The sequence below is a fragment of the Nostoc sp. genome, from assembly GCF_036916735.1.
Lineage (GTDB): Bacteria > Cyanobacteriota > Cyanobacteriia > Cyanobacteriales > Nostocaceae > Nostoc.
Window position 1 is genome coordinate 21,567 of sequence record NZ_JBALFV010000047.1, and the last position, 14,867, is coordinate 36,433.

The 14,867-nt window shown below is 39.1% G+C and carries 16 protein-coding genes, 1 tRNA gene and 1 rRNA gene; 7 read left to right on the forward strand and 11 right to left on the reverse strand.

Annotated elements, in window-relative coordinates; translation table 11 throughout:
• Window positions 1-4 precede the first annotated feature (4 nt).
• The 3 genes from V7L20_RS11420 to V7L20_RS11430 form a co-directional block, all read right to left on the reverse strand.
• Entirely contained in the window at window positions 5-958 is a 954-nt protein-coding gene (locus tag V7L20_RS11420; RefSeq protein ID WP_334744190.1) for a hypothetical protein, read from the reverse strand.
• Entirely contained in the window at window positions 945-1,784 is an 840-nt protein-coding gene (locus V7L20_RS11425) for a hypothetical protein (protein WP_334744191.1), read from the reverse strand. The genes V7L20_RS11420 and V7L20_RS11425 overlap by 14 nt, the downstream gene beginning before the upstream one ends.
• A 101-nt stretch (window positions 1,785-1,885) precedes the next feature.
• Window positions 1,886-2,389, reverse strand: a complete 504-nt coding sequence (locus V7L20_RS11430; protein ID WP_334744192.1) for a hypothetical protein — start codon at window positions 2,387-2,389, stop codon at window positions 1,886-1,888.
• A 512-nt stretch (window positions 2,390-2,901) separates the two neighbouring features.
• Here V7L20_RS11430 and V7L20_RS11435 point away from each other — a divergent pair.
• The 5 genes from V7L20_RS11435 (at window position 2,902) to ftsH3 (ending at window position 6,988) form a co-directional block, all read left to right on the forward strand.
• Entirely contained in the window at window positions 2,902-3,687 is a 786-nt protein-coding gene (locus V7L20_RS11435) for a hypothetical protein (RefSeq protein ID WP_334744193.1), read from the forward strand.
• A gap of 93 nt (window positions 3,688-3,780) precedes the next feature.
• A complete protein-coding gene (locus V7L20_RS11440) occupies window positions 3,781-3,939 on the forward strand; it encodes a hypothetical protein (protein WP_334744194.1) in 159 nt (52 codons plus the stop codon).
• Between the two features lie 9 nt (window positions 3,940-3,948).
• Window positions 3,949-4,221, forward strand: coding sequence for a GNAT family N-acetyltransferase (locus tag V7L20_RS11445; RefSeq protein WP_334744195.1), 273 nt, complete (start codon window positions 3,949-3,951; stop codon window positions 4,219-4,221).
• 17 nt (window positions 4,222-4,238) lie between these two features.
• Window positions 4,239-5,033 (forward strand): aminotransferase class IV, encoded by a 795-nt coding sequence (locus tag V7L20_RS11450; protein ID WP_334744196.1) that lies wholly within the window; start codon window positions 4,239-4,241, stop codon window positions 5,031-5,033.
• A gap of 113 nt (window positions 5,034-5,146) precedes the next feature.
• Window positions 5,147-6,988: an ATP-dependent zinc metalloprotease FtsH3 gene (gene ftsH3 / locus V7L20_RS11455; protein ID WP_334744197.1), complete on the forward strand. Its 1,842-nt coding sequence runs from the start codon at window positions 5,147-5,149 to the stop codon at window positions 6,986-6,988.
• A 494-nt stretch (window positions 6,989-7,482) separates the two neighbouring features.
• Here the strand turns inward: ftsH3 and V7L20_RS11460 are convergent, their stop codons facing one another.
• Window positions 7,483-7,701, reverse strand: a complete 219-nt coding sequence (locus tag V7L20_RS11460) for a hypothetical protein (protein WP_334744198.1) — start codon at window positions 7,699-7,701, stop codon at window positions 7,483-7,485.
• Between the two features lie 511 nt (window positions 7,702-8,212).
• Window positions 8,213-9,394, reverse strand: coding sequence for a low temperature requirement protein A (locus V7L20_RS11465; protein ID WP_334744199.1), 1,182 nt, complete (start codon window positions 9,392-9,394; stop codon window positions 8,213-8,215).
• A gap of 202 nt (window positions 9,395-9,596) precedes the next feature.
• Between V7L20_RS11465 and V7L20_RS11470 the strand changes: the two genes are divergently transcribed.
• Window positions 9,597-9,833 carry a hypothetical protein gene (locus V7L20_RS11470; RefSeq protein ID WP_334744200.1) on the forward strand — a complete coding sequence of 79 codons (237 nt, stop codon included), beginning with the start codon at window positions 9,597-9,599 and terminating at the stop codon, window positions 9,831-9,833.
• A gap of 391 nt (window positions 9,834-10,224) precedes the next feature.
• Here V7L20_RS11470 and V7L20_RS11475 read toward each other — a convergent pair whose 3' ends face one another.
• The 6 genes from V7L20_RS11475 to rsmA form a co-directional block, all read right to left on the reverse strand.
• A complete protein-coding gene (locus V7L20_RS11475; protein WP_334744201.1) occupies window positions 10,225-10,452 on the reverse strand; it encodes a hypothetical protein in 228 nt (75 codons plus the stop codon).
• Between the two features lie 39 nt (window positions 10,453-10,491).
• Window positions 10,492-10,563, reverse strand: a tRNA-Gly gene (locus V7L20_RS11480).
• 175 nt (window positions 10,564-10,738) lie between these two features.
• A complete protein-coding gene (locus V7L20_RS11485) occupies window positions 10,739-11,356 on the reverse strand; it encodes a sporulation/spore germination protein (protein WP_334744202.1) in 618 nt (205 codons plus the stop codon).
• Between the two features lie 428 nt (window positions 11,357-11,784).
• Window positions 11,785-12,114 carry a DUF3082 domain-containing protein gene (locus V7L20_RS11490; protein WP_334744203.1) on the reverse strand — a complete coding sequence of 110 codons (330 nt, stop codon included), beginning with the start codon at window positions 12,112-12,114 and terminating at the stop codon, window positions 11,785-11,787.
• Between the two features lie 84 nt (window positions 12,115-12,198).
• A complete protein-coding gene (gene ispE, locus V7L20_RS11495; protein WP_334744204.1) occupies window positions 12,199-13,152 on the reverse strand; it encodes a 4-(cytidine 5'-diphospho)-2-C-methyl-D-erythritol kinase in 954 nt (317 codons plus the stop codon).
• 98 nt (window positions 13,153-13,250) lie between these two features.
• Window positions 13,251-14,093, reverse strand: coding sequence for a 16S rRNA (adenine(1518)-N(6)/adenine(1519)-N(6))-dimethyltransferase RsmA (rsmA, locus tag V7L20_RS11500; protein WP_334744205.1), 843 nt, complete (start codon window positions 14,091-14,093; stop codon window positions 13,251-13,253).
• A gap of 680 nt (window positions 14,094-14,773) precedes the next feature.
• On the opposite strand from rsmA, the gene V7L20_RS11505 reads away from it, so the two are divergent.
• Window positions 14,774-14,867 (forward strand): 16S ribosomal RNA (locus V7L20_RS11505); the annotation flags it as partial.

Consider the following 14,867-nt stretch of genomic DNA (forward strand, 5'->3'; position numbering starts at 1 on the left):
ATACTCATAACGAGAGGAACCTACGTATGATAAATTTCCAAACTCGTGGCCCGATCAAACTTAAAATGTACTCTGCAAGTTTTGGGGCGATAAGGGAAAGTGGTAATAATAAGACATTAACTTTAGTAGCACCAGCAACAACGCTAGGGATGAGACAAATCAGCGCCCATATCAACCTATTTATAAATTTAGAGTTGATAGAAGTACCCCTTTGAAGTTGATTAACAAGTACATAGCGGCTAGTAGCAAATAATATAGTTAATCCTAACCAAGCAAATATTAATAGCATCCAATTTGCTGGATAGAGATTGCAAACTGCAAAACCAGCAGGAAATAGCGAAGCTAGTTCCCAAGCTAATAGATTTAATTTAGTCCGAAGACAGCTTAGTATTTGTTCAATAAGCCAATAATGCACATAAACAATATTTAAGCACTCAGGAACTTGGATAAAATCACTCCTGATTTTGTGAATTATGTCGCCATAAAATAAAACATTGCTTTGTAAGACAATATCCTGTTCTTGCCAAAAATATAAAGCTGATGCATCTTTTTTATAATAAGAATTAAAAGTAAGTCCATACTGTAATCTCGATTTATTTTGTAATGCTTTACTCAATAATAATTTAATAAAATTAACTATAAAAGTATTATCAAAAATTTGAAACTTTTTTTTATTAATTACTAATTGATTATATTGCATATTATTACTAAAGCAAATCTTATCATTAAAGCAGTTGTAGTACCAAAGATAAGCTAGTAATTTTGGCGGAATGTACAAAGAGCAGCCTATTTCTCTTGCTTGCTCAATTTGTTTTAAAATTGCTTGATTTAAATAAAAAGTATACTGTCCAGAATCAACTTTAATTTCAAGTTCAATAGGAGTACCTTCAGGGATTTGCAGAAAGAAAGATAGTTGAACATCAGCTTGAAAATCTGTGTATGTTTTATACGCGTTCATTTCGGGATAATTTTGCAATATTTTGTATAATATTAATCAGAAAATCTAGTGTTCCACGCCACTGTTTTTCTCCAGCGACTATCCCTTCATTATGTATTTTTAGGATTAAATCTCTATCTCCTTCAGGTAATTCAAATACCTTTTTATGGTAACGGCTGATAATATCTCCATCTAACTGCATAACAGTTTGAGCATAAATAATATCAATATTTACACTGGTAATCTCACCACTATTAAGTGCAGCTTTAAGTTCAGACATTTTCCGCAGGGTACGAATAAATTTATCATTATTCAAAAGTTCTTCAATCTCTTGCCACCTTTGGCGCAAACTTTTTTGATTATTATCTTCTTGATCTCCAACAGGAGTTGGAGCAGGCAATATTGGTCGAGCTAATTTTATGTATTCCTCATCAGTTGGAACAATATTTGCTTTATGTTCCACCTGATATTTAAGACGTTGCTGATACTGTATTATCCTGGGGTCTGTCTCACTAGTATCATTACTTTGTTCAAGGAGAATGTAAAAATATTCTCTTTCAAGTTGCGAAAATAGACTTGTATAGCGTTCGCGTAGCTCTTGAGCTTGAGTTTTTTCTGGTTCTGGTAAATCGTCTGGATTTGGAATTCCTTTGACATCAAAGTAGTCTTTGTCATTTATGGAATAAATCTCTTCATACGCCTGCCAAGCATTAAACTTTGCGCCAGTAATTTGCTCCACAACCATCGTATTTACTTCTAAAGCTGTAATATCATCGACTAATCCATGTACAGATGATACTAGTTTCTCTAGCAAATCTTTAGCTTGTTCTTGAATTTTGTTAGGCATAGTAATAACTTCCTTAACTTCTCTAAAGCAAATTTACCTACAGGTTTTAACAAGTTTATATCCTGTAGGTATTTTAGTGTAACTATTAATAAATAAAAACTCTATGGACGGGATGGTGATTGTTGTGAAGTTTTACGAGATTTCATAATTTCTATAAAAAATCCATATAACTTCTGCAAACTTTCTATATTTTTTTGCATAATATCCCGACTTTCTTTGATTTGAATTAGATGAAATTCACGAAGTTCTGTATACGGTCCACTCCCAACAAATTGACTACCAACTTCATTAGTTATATCACCATCAATTAGATTAATTATGGTGTACATTCGATTACCTGCTTGAGCAATTTGTTTATCTTGCGGTGGTTCTAACTGAGTAGAGGAGTCTGGAACCCAAGTGGTAATTTCTAGCTCGACAACTTCAACTATTGCTGTTTTAATAGCATCAATAATATCATCAATATTGAATCCTTCTTTTTTAGTGTTCAGATTTTTAACTTTTATTTTAAATTCACTACTTGGTTTGCTAATTTTACTATTATCTTCTCCATCTTCGATAGCTTGACCATTACTTTCCGTGTTTTCGTTAATAATATTCACCATGGCATTTTAGAAGTTTCAAATTTAAATATAAACAGAATATAATTTTAGGTTATGTCAAAATTTTCAAGGCTTATACTAAAAAAAAGTAATTAAAGTCAAAACAACTTAATAATTTAACAAATTTTTACTAAAAAAAGTTATAATTTTCTAAAGACAAATTTGTTTTAAAAAAGAATAATGCCAGTTTAGATTTTGGAGCCACTGCGTTGCAGTGAGTCCATCACTGCGGTAGGGGTTTCTCCATTGCCCTAAGTGGCGTGATTCTGAAAATTAGCTTTTAGACGTTTCGTTTCAATCGGTATAAATTAGATATTATTTTTAGACAAAGAAACCTAAAATATATCTCTAGGCAAAACTATATTTTTGGTATATTTTTATACTATTATTAATTAATCTATTTTAGTCAACCTGTTTTTTATTTGACCTAGCAAAGTTTAGACACGCCAGTGCAGGCGTAATTTTTTATAATGATATGTAAAAAATAATACAATTATAATAAAAACAAGGAAAATATGTTGTTATATCGTGAAGCTTTTACTACACCTTTTGTAATTTGTATGTGTATTTTAGGAGTTGGCTTGATTCAATTCCCCCAATTGCAAAAACTAATAAATAGTAAGCAATCTGCCTCTTTAGAAACTTTAGAAAAAGAAATAAAATCTGAAAATATCCGTCTTAATTTTCTCAAAAAAACGCCTACTTTTGGTTATAATAATTTCATTGCAGATTTGGTATATCTCAATTTTCTTCAATATTTCGGAGATGATGAAGTTCGGGATAAAACAGGTTACAGTTTAAGTCCAGAATATTTTGAAATCATCTTAGAACGTGACCCGCGATTTTTAGCAGCGTATCGCAGTCTTTCTATCAGTACTTCATTGTATGCTGCTATGCCAGAACGTGCGATCGCACTAGCAGAGAAAGGCTTAAAATCACTATCTCCCTCAGTTCCCGAAAAGTCTTATTACATATGGCGTTATAAAGGAGTTGATGAGTTATTATTCTTAGGCAACGCTAAAGCTGCCGAACAGTCTTTTACAACGGCGGCAAACTGGGCTAGTAACTTTTCAGATCCAGAGAGTCAGATGATCGCTCATACTTCCCAAAAAACTGCTGAATTTCTGAGTCGAAACCCTAACAGCAAATATGCTCAAATTGCTACCTGGGTAATAGTTTTAAATAATCACGTTGATCAAAGGACTCAAAAACGCGCAATTAGGGAAATTGAAGCTTTAGGAGGAAAAGTAATTACAACTCCTGAAGGTACTCATAAAATTGTATTTCCCCCCAAAGATTAAATTATTAGTTATTACGGTTGGCTGCAAGTGTAGTAACGAATTATATTTGCCAGGTTTGTAAATTTTTTACGTATAATAAGTACAGCAATATTGATGTCAATACAATTGGCAGAATCTGACTTTAAAATATTAGGGTGTTTTCCTGTTATCTCCCAGTTGCGCCCTCACCTTGAGCAGGCTAAGTTTGTAGAACAAGTGCGAAATCAGATGAAAGAAGGGTATCAACTTGCATTCTTGGAAGTAGAAAAGTAAGCTGTAGCAGTGGCTGGATTTCGCATTTATACTTGTTTAACATCGGGAAAGTTTTTATACATTGATAATTTAGTTGTTAATGAGTTGCAGCGATGCCTAAGGCGGGCTACGCCTACGCATAGCTATGGCCAACAGCTATTTCAGTGGCTAATTGAATACGCCAGAAATCATGACTGTAAACACCTAAGTCTGGATTCTGGTGTTCAGCGATTTGCTGCTCACAGATTTTATCTTATGCAGCGTATGAGTATTACAAGTCATCATTTTTCAATGGAGTTGTAGCAACAAGCAATTTGGTTGTGATAAATAATATTTTTTGGTATGACGGCGAATTAATTCACTCTCAAACCCTAGAATTAAACATTAACGATCCAGGTTTACTTTATGGGGCAACTGTTTTTACAACATTGCGGGTTTATCAGAACTCGCTAAATAGTAATTTAACTAATTGGCAAGCACACTGCGATCGCTTACTCTTCTCAGTACAATCTTTTGGTTGGCAGCAACCAAATTGGAAGCATCTACGTCAAGGCGCTCAAATTCTCCTCCCCCACTTCCCCATTCTCAGAATTACCCTTTTTCCCGATGGACGGGAGTGGATAACTGGCAGATTATTACCACAATATTTGACAGAAAAACAAAAAAATGGTATTTTTTGCGCTACTGCAAGTTCAGAATTTTATCGTTCTCTCCCCTCTCATAAAACTGGAAACTATTTGAGTGCTTGGTTAGCAAAAACTAGTTTAAATGCTCAAGAAGCAATATTAGTTGATGCTCAAGGAAATTGGCTAGAAACCAGCACAGGCAACCTTTGGGGATGGTGCGATCGCACTTGGTACACGCCACCGTTGACAGCCGGAATTTTGCCGGGAATTGTGCGATCGCAACTTATAAACTGGTTGCAAAACCACCAGCAGCAAGTGCGAGAAGAAACTTGGAGCGTCGAGCTAATCCAGAGATTTGAAGCGATCGCCTACACTAATAGTGTGGTAGAAATTATTCCCATTCATACCGTTTATCAGCCTTCAGGGTCGCTACAATATAATCCCTACCATCAAAGTTTTCAGTTAATCAGGGAGCTTTTTTTAGCATGACAGCCACGCCAAATTTGTTATATCTTAAGATAAGTTAACATAATTCTTAATAATCACCTTTGCGATCAGAGACGCTAGGCGACCGCGCGAAAAATACCGGAGGATAGACCTTAGTGAATAAAAGATGGAGAAATGCAGGGCTGTACGCGCTGCTGTTTATTGTCGTAATTGCGCTGGGAACAGCATTTTTTGACAAACAACCCCAAAGCAGAGAGACATGGCGATATAGTCGCTTTATTCAAGAAGTTCAACAAGGCAGAGTCGAAAAAGTCAGTTTGAGTGCAGACCGCTCTACAGCACTAGTAACACCCAAATATGACCCGGCTAAACGGATTGTTACCTTAGTCAACGATCCAGATTTGATTAATACTCTGACTAATAAAGGCGTTGATATTTCTGTTTTGCCCCAAACCGACGAAGGATTTTGGTTTAAGGCACTGAGTAGCTTATTTTTCCCTGTATTGCTTTTGGTTGGCTTATTCTTCTTGCTACGTCGCGCTCAAAGTGGCCCAGGTAGCCAAGCAATGAACTTTGGCAAATCCAAAGCTAGAGTGCAAATGGAACCACAAACTCAGGTGACATTTGGTGATGTTGCTGGTATTGACCAAGCTAAGTTGGAATTAAATGAAGTCGTAGACTTTCTGAAAAATGCTGATCGCTTTACCGCCGTTGGTGCAAAAATTCCTAAAGGTGTACTGTTAGTTGGCCCTCCTGGTACAGGTAAAACCCTCCTAGCTCGTGCCGTAGCTGGTGAAGCAGGTGTACCCTTCTTCTCAATCTCCGGTTCAGAATTTGTGGAAATGTTCGTAGGTGTGGGTGCATCCCGCGTCCGCGATTTATTTGAACAAGCCAAGACCAATGCTCCTTGTATCGTCTTCATCGATGAAATTGACGCCGTAGGTCGTCAACGGGGTGCAGGTTTAGGTGGTGGTAACGATGAGCGGGAACAAACCCTCAACCAGTTGCTTACAGAAATGGACGGCTTTGAAGGTAATACTGGCATCATCATTATTGCTGCTACCAACCGTCCTGATGTCCTAGATGCAGCCCTGTTGCGTCCTGGTCGCTTTGACCGTCAAGTTGTGGTAGACCGTCCCGACTATGCCGGACGCAGCGAAATTCTCAAGGTTCACGCTCGTGGCAAAACCTTGGCGAAAGATGTGGACTTGGATAAAATCGCCCGTCGTACCCCTGGATTTACTGGCGCTGATTTATCCAACCTGTTGAATGAAGCCGCAATTCTGGCAGCCCGCCGGAATTTGACTGAAATTTCGATGGACGAAATCAACGACGCGATAGATCGCGTATTAGCTGGTCCAGAGAAGAAAGACCGGGTAATGAGCGAAAAGCGCAAAACCTTGGTAGCATATCACGAAGCTGGTCACGCCTTAGTTGGTGCTTTAATGCCAGACTACGATCCTGTGCAGAAGATTAGCATCATCCCTCGCGGTCGCGCAGGTGGTTTAACTTGGTTTACCCCCAGCGAAGACCGGATGGACACAGGTTTATACAGCCGCGCTTATCTGGAAAATCAGATGGCAGTGGCTTTGGGTGGTCGAATTGCTGAAGAATTAATCTTTGGTGAAGAAGAAGTTACCACTGGTGCTTCTAATGACTTACAACAAGTAGCACGGGTTGCGCGTCAGATGATCACTAGATTTGGGATGAGCGATCGCTTAGGTCCAGTCGCTCTTGGTCGTCAACAAGGTAACATGTTCCTGGGACGAGATATTATGTCAGAGCGTGATTTCTCTGAAGAAACCGCCGCCGCTATTGATGAAGAAGTGCGTAAACTTGTGGATGTAGCCTATACACGCGCTAAAGAAGTGTTAGTGGGCAACCGTCACATTCTAGATCAGCTAGCGCAAATGCTAGTTGATAAAGAAACGGTAGATGCTGAAGAGTTGCAAGAAATTCTGTCAAATAACGATGTGACAACTGCTGCCTTTGCCTAGTTTAATCAGTAGTTAGGAGTTAGGAGTTAAGAGTTAGAAGTTAAGAACAATTCTTAACTTGTAATTGTTAAAAAGCCCGGTCATAAAGACCGGGCTTTTTATATGGGGTTATATACCCCGAAGGTTTCGTTATAGAGTTTCAGTATAAATCGCTAGTCTGATAGAGACTACCACCTGAGCATAATCAATTCCGGAAAATTAGAAAAATTTTTTTAGATACACCAAAATAAAAAAGCTAGAACTCTGACTTCAAAAGGTAAAACATACAATATTAACCTTTCCCTCCCAACCTCCGTCTCATACAAGGCGAAAGAGGAGTAAGGAAAAATTAGGCTTTTTGCTCCCCTCTCCAATTATCCTGATTGCGATCAATGCAAAAGAATCTATACATTCTGTGTAACACCCCCTATGGCCATCAATCAATATAAATAACTTTCCAAAATCTTTATAAGACTAGCGTCAAGAGTGACTCAATACTCAACCAGTCGCTGCTCTTAAACTCTGGATGTCGGTTTTAAAAATAGCCACGCCACAAAGAAGGTAGCGGCTGTGAATATTTGTGTTAAATCCAAAGCAGATAGATAGCCGTCCGCAAATGAAGCAATACTGCGATCAGTAATGCCGAATACCCAGGATGATAATCCAAACAGCCAGATTCCATTCTTGAGATTTCCGACGAATTCCTTAGAGTCTCTTGATTCTTTGTCTTTCATGATCTTCTGTTCTATTGGTGAAAAATTTGAAGATTGATGCTAAATACCTGCATGAAGAATTTTTTCTGACTCCTGATGCAATACAGTTCAGTTAAGGAAATCTATCTATCTGTTAAGGCAGGCAGGGGGCTGGCGTTGCAGGGGAAGCAGGGGGAGAGAAAAGCTTAACTGAACTGTATTGACTCCTGACGCTAAATTTACACTTCCTATTTATAATATTAATAAATATTTCACCTACTTGACTTTACTGTCCAAAGGTACATCTCCTAATGATGACATTCCTCCTTTGGTTGTGTCACCCTCGATAGAGGGCAATGTCTTGAGTTCTAAGCTTTACAACGTCAGGTTTGAATACTAAAATTACATAATCTTTAAATAACTATATGAATTTTTATTGATATTTTATTTAAAATCTTCCATAGGATAGATGCCTTACAGGAAAATACTCAAATTTAAATTACGTGGATATATAGTAGTAGCACATACCCGTATGCTACTACTACGCTATGAGCTAGATTTCTAGGTCAACCAAGGGGGTAGTGGGACGACTGTGATATAAATCTTGAACAACTTGCATAGCAGAAACTACAGCTACAAGGCCAATGACTGCAACAGGTAACAAACCTTTGCCAAAGATAGCGATCGCTATCAGCACAACTGCACCTCCAAGTCGAAACTGGAAGCGGATTTTGCAATAACAGATCACCCCAAATCTATGGAGAAGACTGACAGCTAGAGAGCATAATGCAACTGAAACACAGATGAGCCATCGCTGGAAATCGGGTAGTGCTAAAGTTGGTTTACTCAACAAAATTTGTTCTACGCCGACTCCAGCAGCAGCAATCCCAATCACTAGCGGTAAATGGGTATAGAGCCAGAGATAGACAAGACCAACTTTTCCATGAGTCCGCGCCATCTCAATAGGTTTACCACCCAAGTTATCAAAATAGACCCACCACCAACTAAAGGCGATAATTAGACCAAACACGCCAGAAATTCCAGTTAAAGTATTCCATTTGTGTTCAGAAACACCATTGACCACTGCAATGATTGCTTCACCCAAGACAATAATGGTAAACAGCCCAAAACGTTCTGGTAAATGGGAAGCGTGGGGAAGTAACCCGACCTGAAACTTACGTACTGTTAAAGGTGTAGCAAAATCAATAATGATTCCCAATGTCCAAAATCCGAACCGCCAAGGAATGGGTACAAATGCTGATATTAACCAAAGCAACGCTGCGATCGCAAAACCTATAGCGTGGCGAGTAGTCAAAGGACGCGCTATGGGGATATGTCTTCCAGCACGCATGTACTCTATTACCAGCACACTCCGACCCAGAGCATAGGAAATTGCAAAACCAGGGGAACTCTCACCCAAACCGTGGTGGATGTTAATAGCCATCGCTGTTGCTGCCAGCATTTGTATAGCAATCAGTAGTCTATGTCCCACATCATCGCTGTCAAAGCGGTTGGCATAGAATGTAGTACCAATCCACGACCACCAAATCGGTATAAATAGAACTACAAACCCAAATAATCCTGATAGAGAGATATCCTCGTTGAGATTGTGGGCGAGTTGAGAAACTGCAACTACAAAAACCAAATCATAAAACAGTTCCAGCCAAGTGGCGCGTCGTTCTTCTTCACTGTCTTCACCAATGCGTAACCTTGGTGGTTGGAGAAAATTTGCCATAGTGCTAATTGCAAATCGCTAATTGTTTTTACCATTAACTGTCATCTATTAGCGAATGGGTAGACGTTTCTGCGTAAATTCTTAAAAACCTGTTGAAAAATGTATTTTTAAAACTATTAATACTCAAGTTCTCAAAGATTTACTTGGTTATACAGGGGCAAATGTTCAGGAACGCCCCAAAAATGCAGAGAAAGAAGCGTGTTTGACAATACAAGATATAGACAAGCTCCTAGCTAGTTTCTTTTGTGATATTTATAACTACGAACCATATCCTAAAGATCCCCGCGATACAAGATTTGAACGCTGGTTCAAGGGAATGGGAGGAAAACTACCTGAGCCTTTGGATGAGCGAGAATTAGATATCTGTTTAATGAAAGAAGCGCTATTGAAAAAACTCCAAATAAGAAAAAGACGTGAACTTAATCACGTTTCCAGGTAATAGAAAATTAATGAATGAAAGTTAATAGGCTACATCCGCTTATAGCAAACCGTTGACAGCGACGATGAAAATCTGTGCTAACTCAAGAGTGTTACAACAAGGTCTTTCATCTCTATTACAGGGTTGTGCTATCCATTTGCCCTCAAAATTTTGATAAAAAGTTCCCAGAAGATGAGAACTATACTAAACTCGGTACATTTCTCCAAAATCATCTGGTACTGAGTTGATTTCAATTTCTGGTGCTACTGCATCAGCTAACTCCTCAACGTATTCCTCGAACTCTGATTGTGCCAAAGTTTGGTTGTCAAATACTTCTTATATAATCATGTGAATTACCTGATCAATGGGGTTTTACAAAAGGCGATGTCTACGACGGGCTACACCTAGGCAGTCACTTCCCAAAGGGCGATCGCTTTTCAATAACAGTGTGGATTACCACAGTGGTGGCTACTGAATCACCCCCTTCGTCGGGGGAACCCTCCCAAAAATTTTTTTGGCGTGTCAAAGCGGGGGTAAAATCCTTGGGGTCTTGCCAAAACTTTAAAACCCTTATCCAGTCTTGACTGAAAAATAAATAACTGCAACAATCAAAACCGCAGATCCAAGTTTCAACAACCATCCCGGCTATACATTCGCATATTACATGTCCCAATTTTAAAGCGGGCGATGGGACTCGAACCCACGACGTTCACCATGGGAAGATGACATTCTACCACTGAATTACACCCGCGAATTGCTGCCATAAACTTAGGGCTAAAATCAATAATACCACTATTTACAGCTGTTTGAAATTGACTAAAACATGCACTGTTTTGGCGATTGCTGATGCATAAGTCCTATGGCTGTTCAGATTGGGAAATTTTATAGCTAGCTGATAACGGCACTGACTACCATATTATATTTCACTAAAGAACAATGTCTTTACCTCGCTCGGTGAAGCGAACCTCTTTAATATTCCATTGGGCATTACTTGTTAGGGTTTTGCGGAGACTGCCAAACAGAGCAAACTGTTCACAACTAGAAAGAGAAGCTATTTGTCGCTTTGAATCAGCAGATATTCGCAAATCAACTGTAGCAATGCCATTTTTAATGTTGACACGATACCCAGACAAGCTAAAGTCGCTTGTATCTCGTTTTTCTAAAATTTTACTTACTACATTTGTCACTGGTTCCTCAGCTGGTACTGAAACCTTTTCTGGAATGAGTTCTTGACATTGGGTATCACTTGTATACATCGTGACATTGGTAGTTTTGCTATTAGCAGTTTTAGGAGTTAATGAAGAAGACGTATTTTCTTTAGAAAATTCTTGATTAGGAGATTTTTCTCTTAATTGAGCTACGCTAGGAATTTGGCTGGGAGTCTGAGACGATGCCTTATTCGTCCGTATTGTGCTAATGGATGGCGTTCCACTGTTAATATTACGAGCAGTGGGGTTATAACTACAACTGCTGAGGCTGACAACAATTGTCACAAAAATAAAGGGTAAAAAATATCTCTTGGTTGTGATCATAATTTTGCTCATAAGTGATATTGCTGCTATCAACTTCAATGTAGCTGGTATCAATTCCACATTAATTTGTGAATGTTGAGCCAGTTTATAAAGTGTCAACCCTACGAAATCTGTTGTCGAGGGCTAACTATATACCGAAATTACAATATCTGCTCTAATACTGTTCGGTTAAGCTAAAAAATAACTTTAATGTAGGTTGGGTTGAGGAACGTAGCAAGATCCCGCAGGGTAACCCAACATTTTCACAGGTTTATTGGGTAACACTAAGGTTCAACCCAACGTACAAATTTACAAAACCTACGCAGTATTAACATCTATTCTTCAAGGAGCGATTTATGACAACAAGCCACTTTACGTCTACGCCAATTCCAAAAAGCTTAACCAGAAGAAGCAGAGGTCAAGAAACAAAAATATACTAAACCTTGATTAAAAGCAAATTACTAGTTTTCACTACTCTTGTGCTTGCTCAACTCCTGCACTAATAATTGCGCTCCCAAAGCCAACAAACCAATTGCTACTATACCGAATATCCCGCTTCCTAAAGCAACTACACCAACAACCAGAGTCCTCACAGCAGAAGAAATCTTAATTACTAATGGATTAATTGAATAGAGAGGTTTAGTAGCAAAATTTGTAGCGATCGCAATCATCAGCGAATACATTGCATATCCCATTCCTCCAGAAATAACCGCCCCAGTTAAACAGCGTAAAGGACTTGCTGTTGCCTGTATTTTAGTATCCGTTTGTGGCGTTAAGTTTTGGTCACTCATACGATTTTGGATTTTATATTTTGGATTGGGCTATTAAGAATAATTCTTGTCTATCCCCTATGCTTTATTAATGAAAAAAATTATTTAAACAGACGATGCCACTTTAATACCATGTGTAATTGTCCGAGTTACAAACAATTCTAAATCCTCATCAAGAATTGCTTCTCTCACTTGCAGCAAAACTAGTTCTGCCTGCTGTTGAGACTCAAAAAGAGCAAATACTGTTGGCCCAGAGCCAGACATCATTGTTCCTAAAACGCCTTCTTGATTTGCAAACACTTCTCGCAGTTGCAAGACTTGGGAATAGGCTGGCAATACCACGCGCTCTAAATCATTGTGCAGTTTTTGGGCAATTTCGCCCGCATTTTTATTTACAACAGCTTTTACTATTGCTCCTGAATGAACTGCATTACCACGCACTCCCAAGTTGTCACTATCTCTAATATAAGAATGACCAAACTGCTCTCGATAGGTTTTGTATGCCCAAGCGGTAGAAACTTCCAAGCTGCGATATTTTGCCAACACTATATAAATATTATCCAAACTTGGCAGAGGAGAAAGTTGCTCACCTCTACCTGTTGCGATCGCAGTTCCACCCGCTACACAAAACGGTACATCTGAACCAAGTGTACCTCCCAGCTCCTCCAATTCTGACTGAGTTAGCCCCAACTTCCACATTAAATCTATCCCTACCAACACAGCTGCTGCATTTGTTGAACCTCCAGCCAACCCAGCAGCGACAGGAATTTGCTTATTAACGGTAATCTCCACGCCCCCATATTTAGCAAAGGCTTCAGGAAATTGTCTTACCATTAATTCTGCTGCGCGGTATGCAAGATTACTATTATCTGTCGGTACTTCTGGGTGGTTGCAGTGAACACGGATACTGTCAGTGCTTATGGAACGGACATCAACTCGATCTGTAAGATCAATACTTTGAAGTATCATGGCTAACTCGTGATAACCATCGGGGCGATCACCAATGATTTCCAGATACAAGTTGATTTTAGCAGGCGCAATTAGACTGTAGGAACGCATTTTTTGGGAGTGGTGAGTAAGTATAAAAAGGATGGGGAGTAGGGAATAGGGAATGGGGAGTGGGAAAAAATCTGCCTTATTCCCCTTGTCTTCTTCCCCTACTTTCTACTCCCCACTCCCAGCTCATTTGCTAGGATTACCCATTGATTAACGCTGAGGTCTTCAGCACGGGACTGAGGATTTATTTTTAATTGTTCCAGTAAGTGAGTCAGGCGATCGCGTTCCATAACAGATTGCAAATTATTTCGTAACATTTTGCGCTTGGCATTAAACCCCAACTTTAAGAAATTCTCTAACTGTCGGGGATTAAGTGCTGGTATTTCTATTTTTTGGGGACGCAATCGCACCACTGCTGAATCAACTTTTGGCGGTGGATGGAATGCGGCTGCTGGGACTGTGCAGATTAACTCACACTCAGCCAAATATTGTACCCGCACACTCAACGCCCCAAAAGCTTTTGATCCTGGTTTAGCATATAACCTTTCTGCTACTTCTTTTTGTACCAGCAACACTATTGAGTCAAATGGTTCGGGGTTAGGGTTAGCGATCGTACCCAGTAGTTTCTCAATGATTGGACCTGTAATGTTGTAAGGAATATTGGCTACTACCTTATTTGGCTTTTGGAAATTGGGAAAGGCTGCCAGATAAGATGGTAAATCTAGAGTTAGAAAATCGCCTTGCAGCAGTAAAAAATTTTCAGTTTTACCAAGCTGTTTTGATAACTGTTCGCATAAGTTGCGGTCTATTTCAACTGCAACCAAAGATTGTACTAAGGGTAATAAACGACGAGTCAGAATGCCAGTTCCAGGCCCAATTTCCAGAACGCGATCACCTGTAGGACAGCTATCGCTTTGTGTACACTCTGCTGCTTTAATAATTGCGTTGAGTGCCTTCTCACTTTTGAGCCAATGTTGAGCAAAGACCTTACGCGGTCGGATCATCTGTATTTCTTGCCTAGTCTAGTTTTTAGCTTTTTCTCAAAAACACATTATAAATTTTGAAGTTCCTCTCCAGCGCTAGACTCACTGTAACGCGTATCTTGCTTCCAAACTCTCCACAATCGTAGTGATGGCGATCGCGTAAATGCCGATACCAGCGTCACCTCTAGGATTGAAGTCTTAAACCGCAAGCTCCACAACAATTATGCTGTTATATATAGTAGTTCGAGCATTTTGATTCAAGATAAATGCTTTCAGCAAGACTACCTCCTGCCTTGTTCGATAATCATTGAATATAATTTACTTTACTTGTATCAAATCCCATGTAGAGACAAGCAACGTGCATTCTTCACACACTCAGGTTTAGCCACTTTGTTCTCGCCTCCCTCTTATTACTTAACCCATTAACCTGAAAGCAAGTCCAGTCAAGTGATTTGCCATTTTCGAGAAAAATAAATTTACCCCTTGACAAACTAGGTATGACTAGTTACTCTAGTTAATTGGAAAGGCAACAGACGCCAACCACCGCTGAACCAAAAAAACATAATACATTGAAAGCTTAAAAAAACCAATCCTCGTCAAAAGATTGTCTTTTTGGGATTTACCAAAAATACAATCAGAATTTAATTTATAGTTAGGATTACGGGAAATATTTTTTTGGAGACACAAACTCGAAACACAACAAAACGGAGAGTTTGATCCTGGCTCAGGATGAACGCTGGCGGTATGCTTAACACATGCAAGTCGAACGGTGTCTTCGGACACAGTGGCGGACGG

Excerpts from the sequence above, each read along its gene's own strand:
- V7L20_RS11475 (WP_334744201.1), bottom strand. The coding sequence starts at position 10,452 with ATGGTTGTTGAAACTTGGATCTGCGGTTTTGATTGTTGCAGTTATTTA.
- V7L20_RS11435 (WP_334744193.1), top strand. The coding sequence starts at position 2,902 with ATGTTGTTATATCGTGAAGCTTTTACTACACCTTTTGTAATTTGTATG.
- V7L20_RS11465 (WP_334744199.1), bottom strand. The coding sequence starts at position 9,394 with ATGGCAAATTTTCTCCAACCACCAAGGTTACGCATTGGTGAAGACAGT.
- V7L20_RS11460 (WP_334744198.1), bottom strand. The coding sequence starts at position 7,701 with ATGAAAGACAAAGAATCAAGAGACTCTAAGGAATTCGTCGGAAATCTC.
- V7L20_RS11420 (WP_334744190.1), bottom strand. The coding sequence starts at position 958 with ATGAACGCGTATAAAACATACACAGATTTTCAAGCTGATGTTCAACTA.
- V7L20_RS11485 (WP_334744202.1), bottom strand. The coding sequence starts at position 11,356 with ATGAGCAAAATTATGATCACAACCAAGAGATATTTTTTACCCTTTATT.
- V7L20_RS11440 (WP_334744194.1), top strand. The coding sequence starts at position 3,781 with ATGTCAATACAATTGGCAGAATCTGACTTTAAAATATTAGGGTGTTTT.
- V7L20_RS11490 (WP_334744203.1), bottom strand. The coding sequence starts at position 12,114 with ATGAGTGACCAAAACTTAACGCCACAAACGGATACTAAAATACAGGCA.
- V7L20_RS11430 (WP_334744192.1), bottom strand. The coding sequence starts at position 2,389 with ATGGTGAATATTATTAACGAAAACACGGAAAGTAATGGTCAAGCTATC.
- V7L20_RS11425 (WP_334744191.1), bottom strand. The coding sequence starts at position 1,784 with ATGCCTAACAAAATTCAAGAACAAGCTAAAGATTTGCTAGAGAAACTA.
- rsmA (WP_334744205.1), bottom strand. The coding sequence starts at position 14,093 with ATGATCCGACCGCGTAAGGTCTTTGCTCAACATTGGCTCAAAAGTGAG.
- ispE (WP_334744204.1), bottom strand. The coding sequence starts at position 13,152 with ATGCGTTCCTACAGTCTAATTGCGCCTGCTAAAATCAACTTGTATCTG.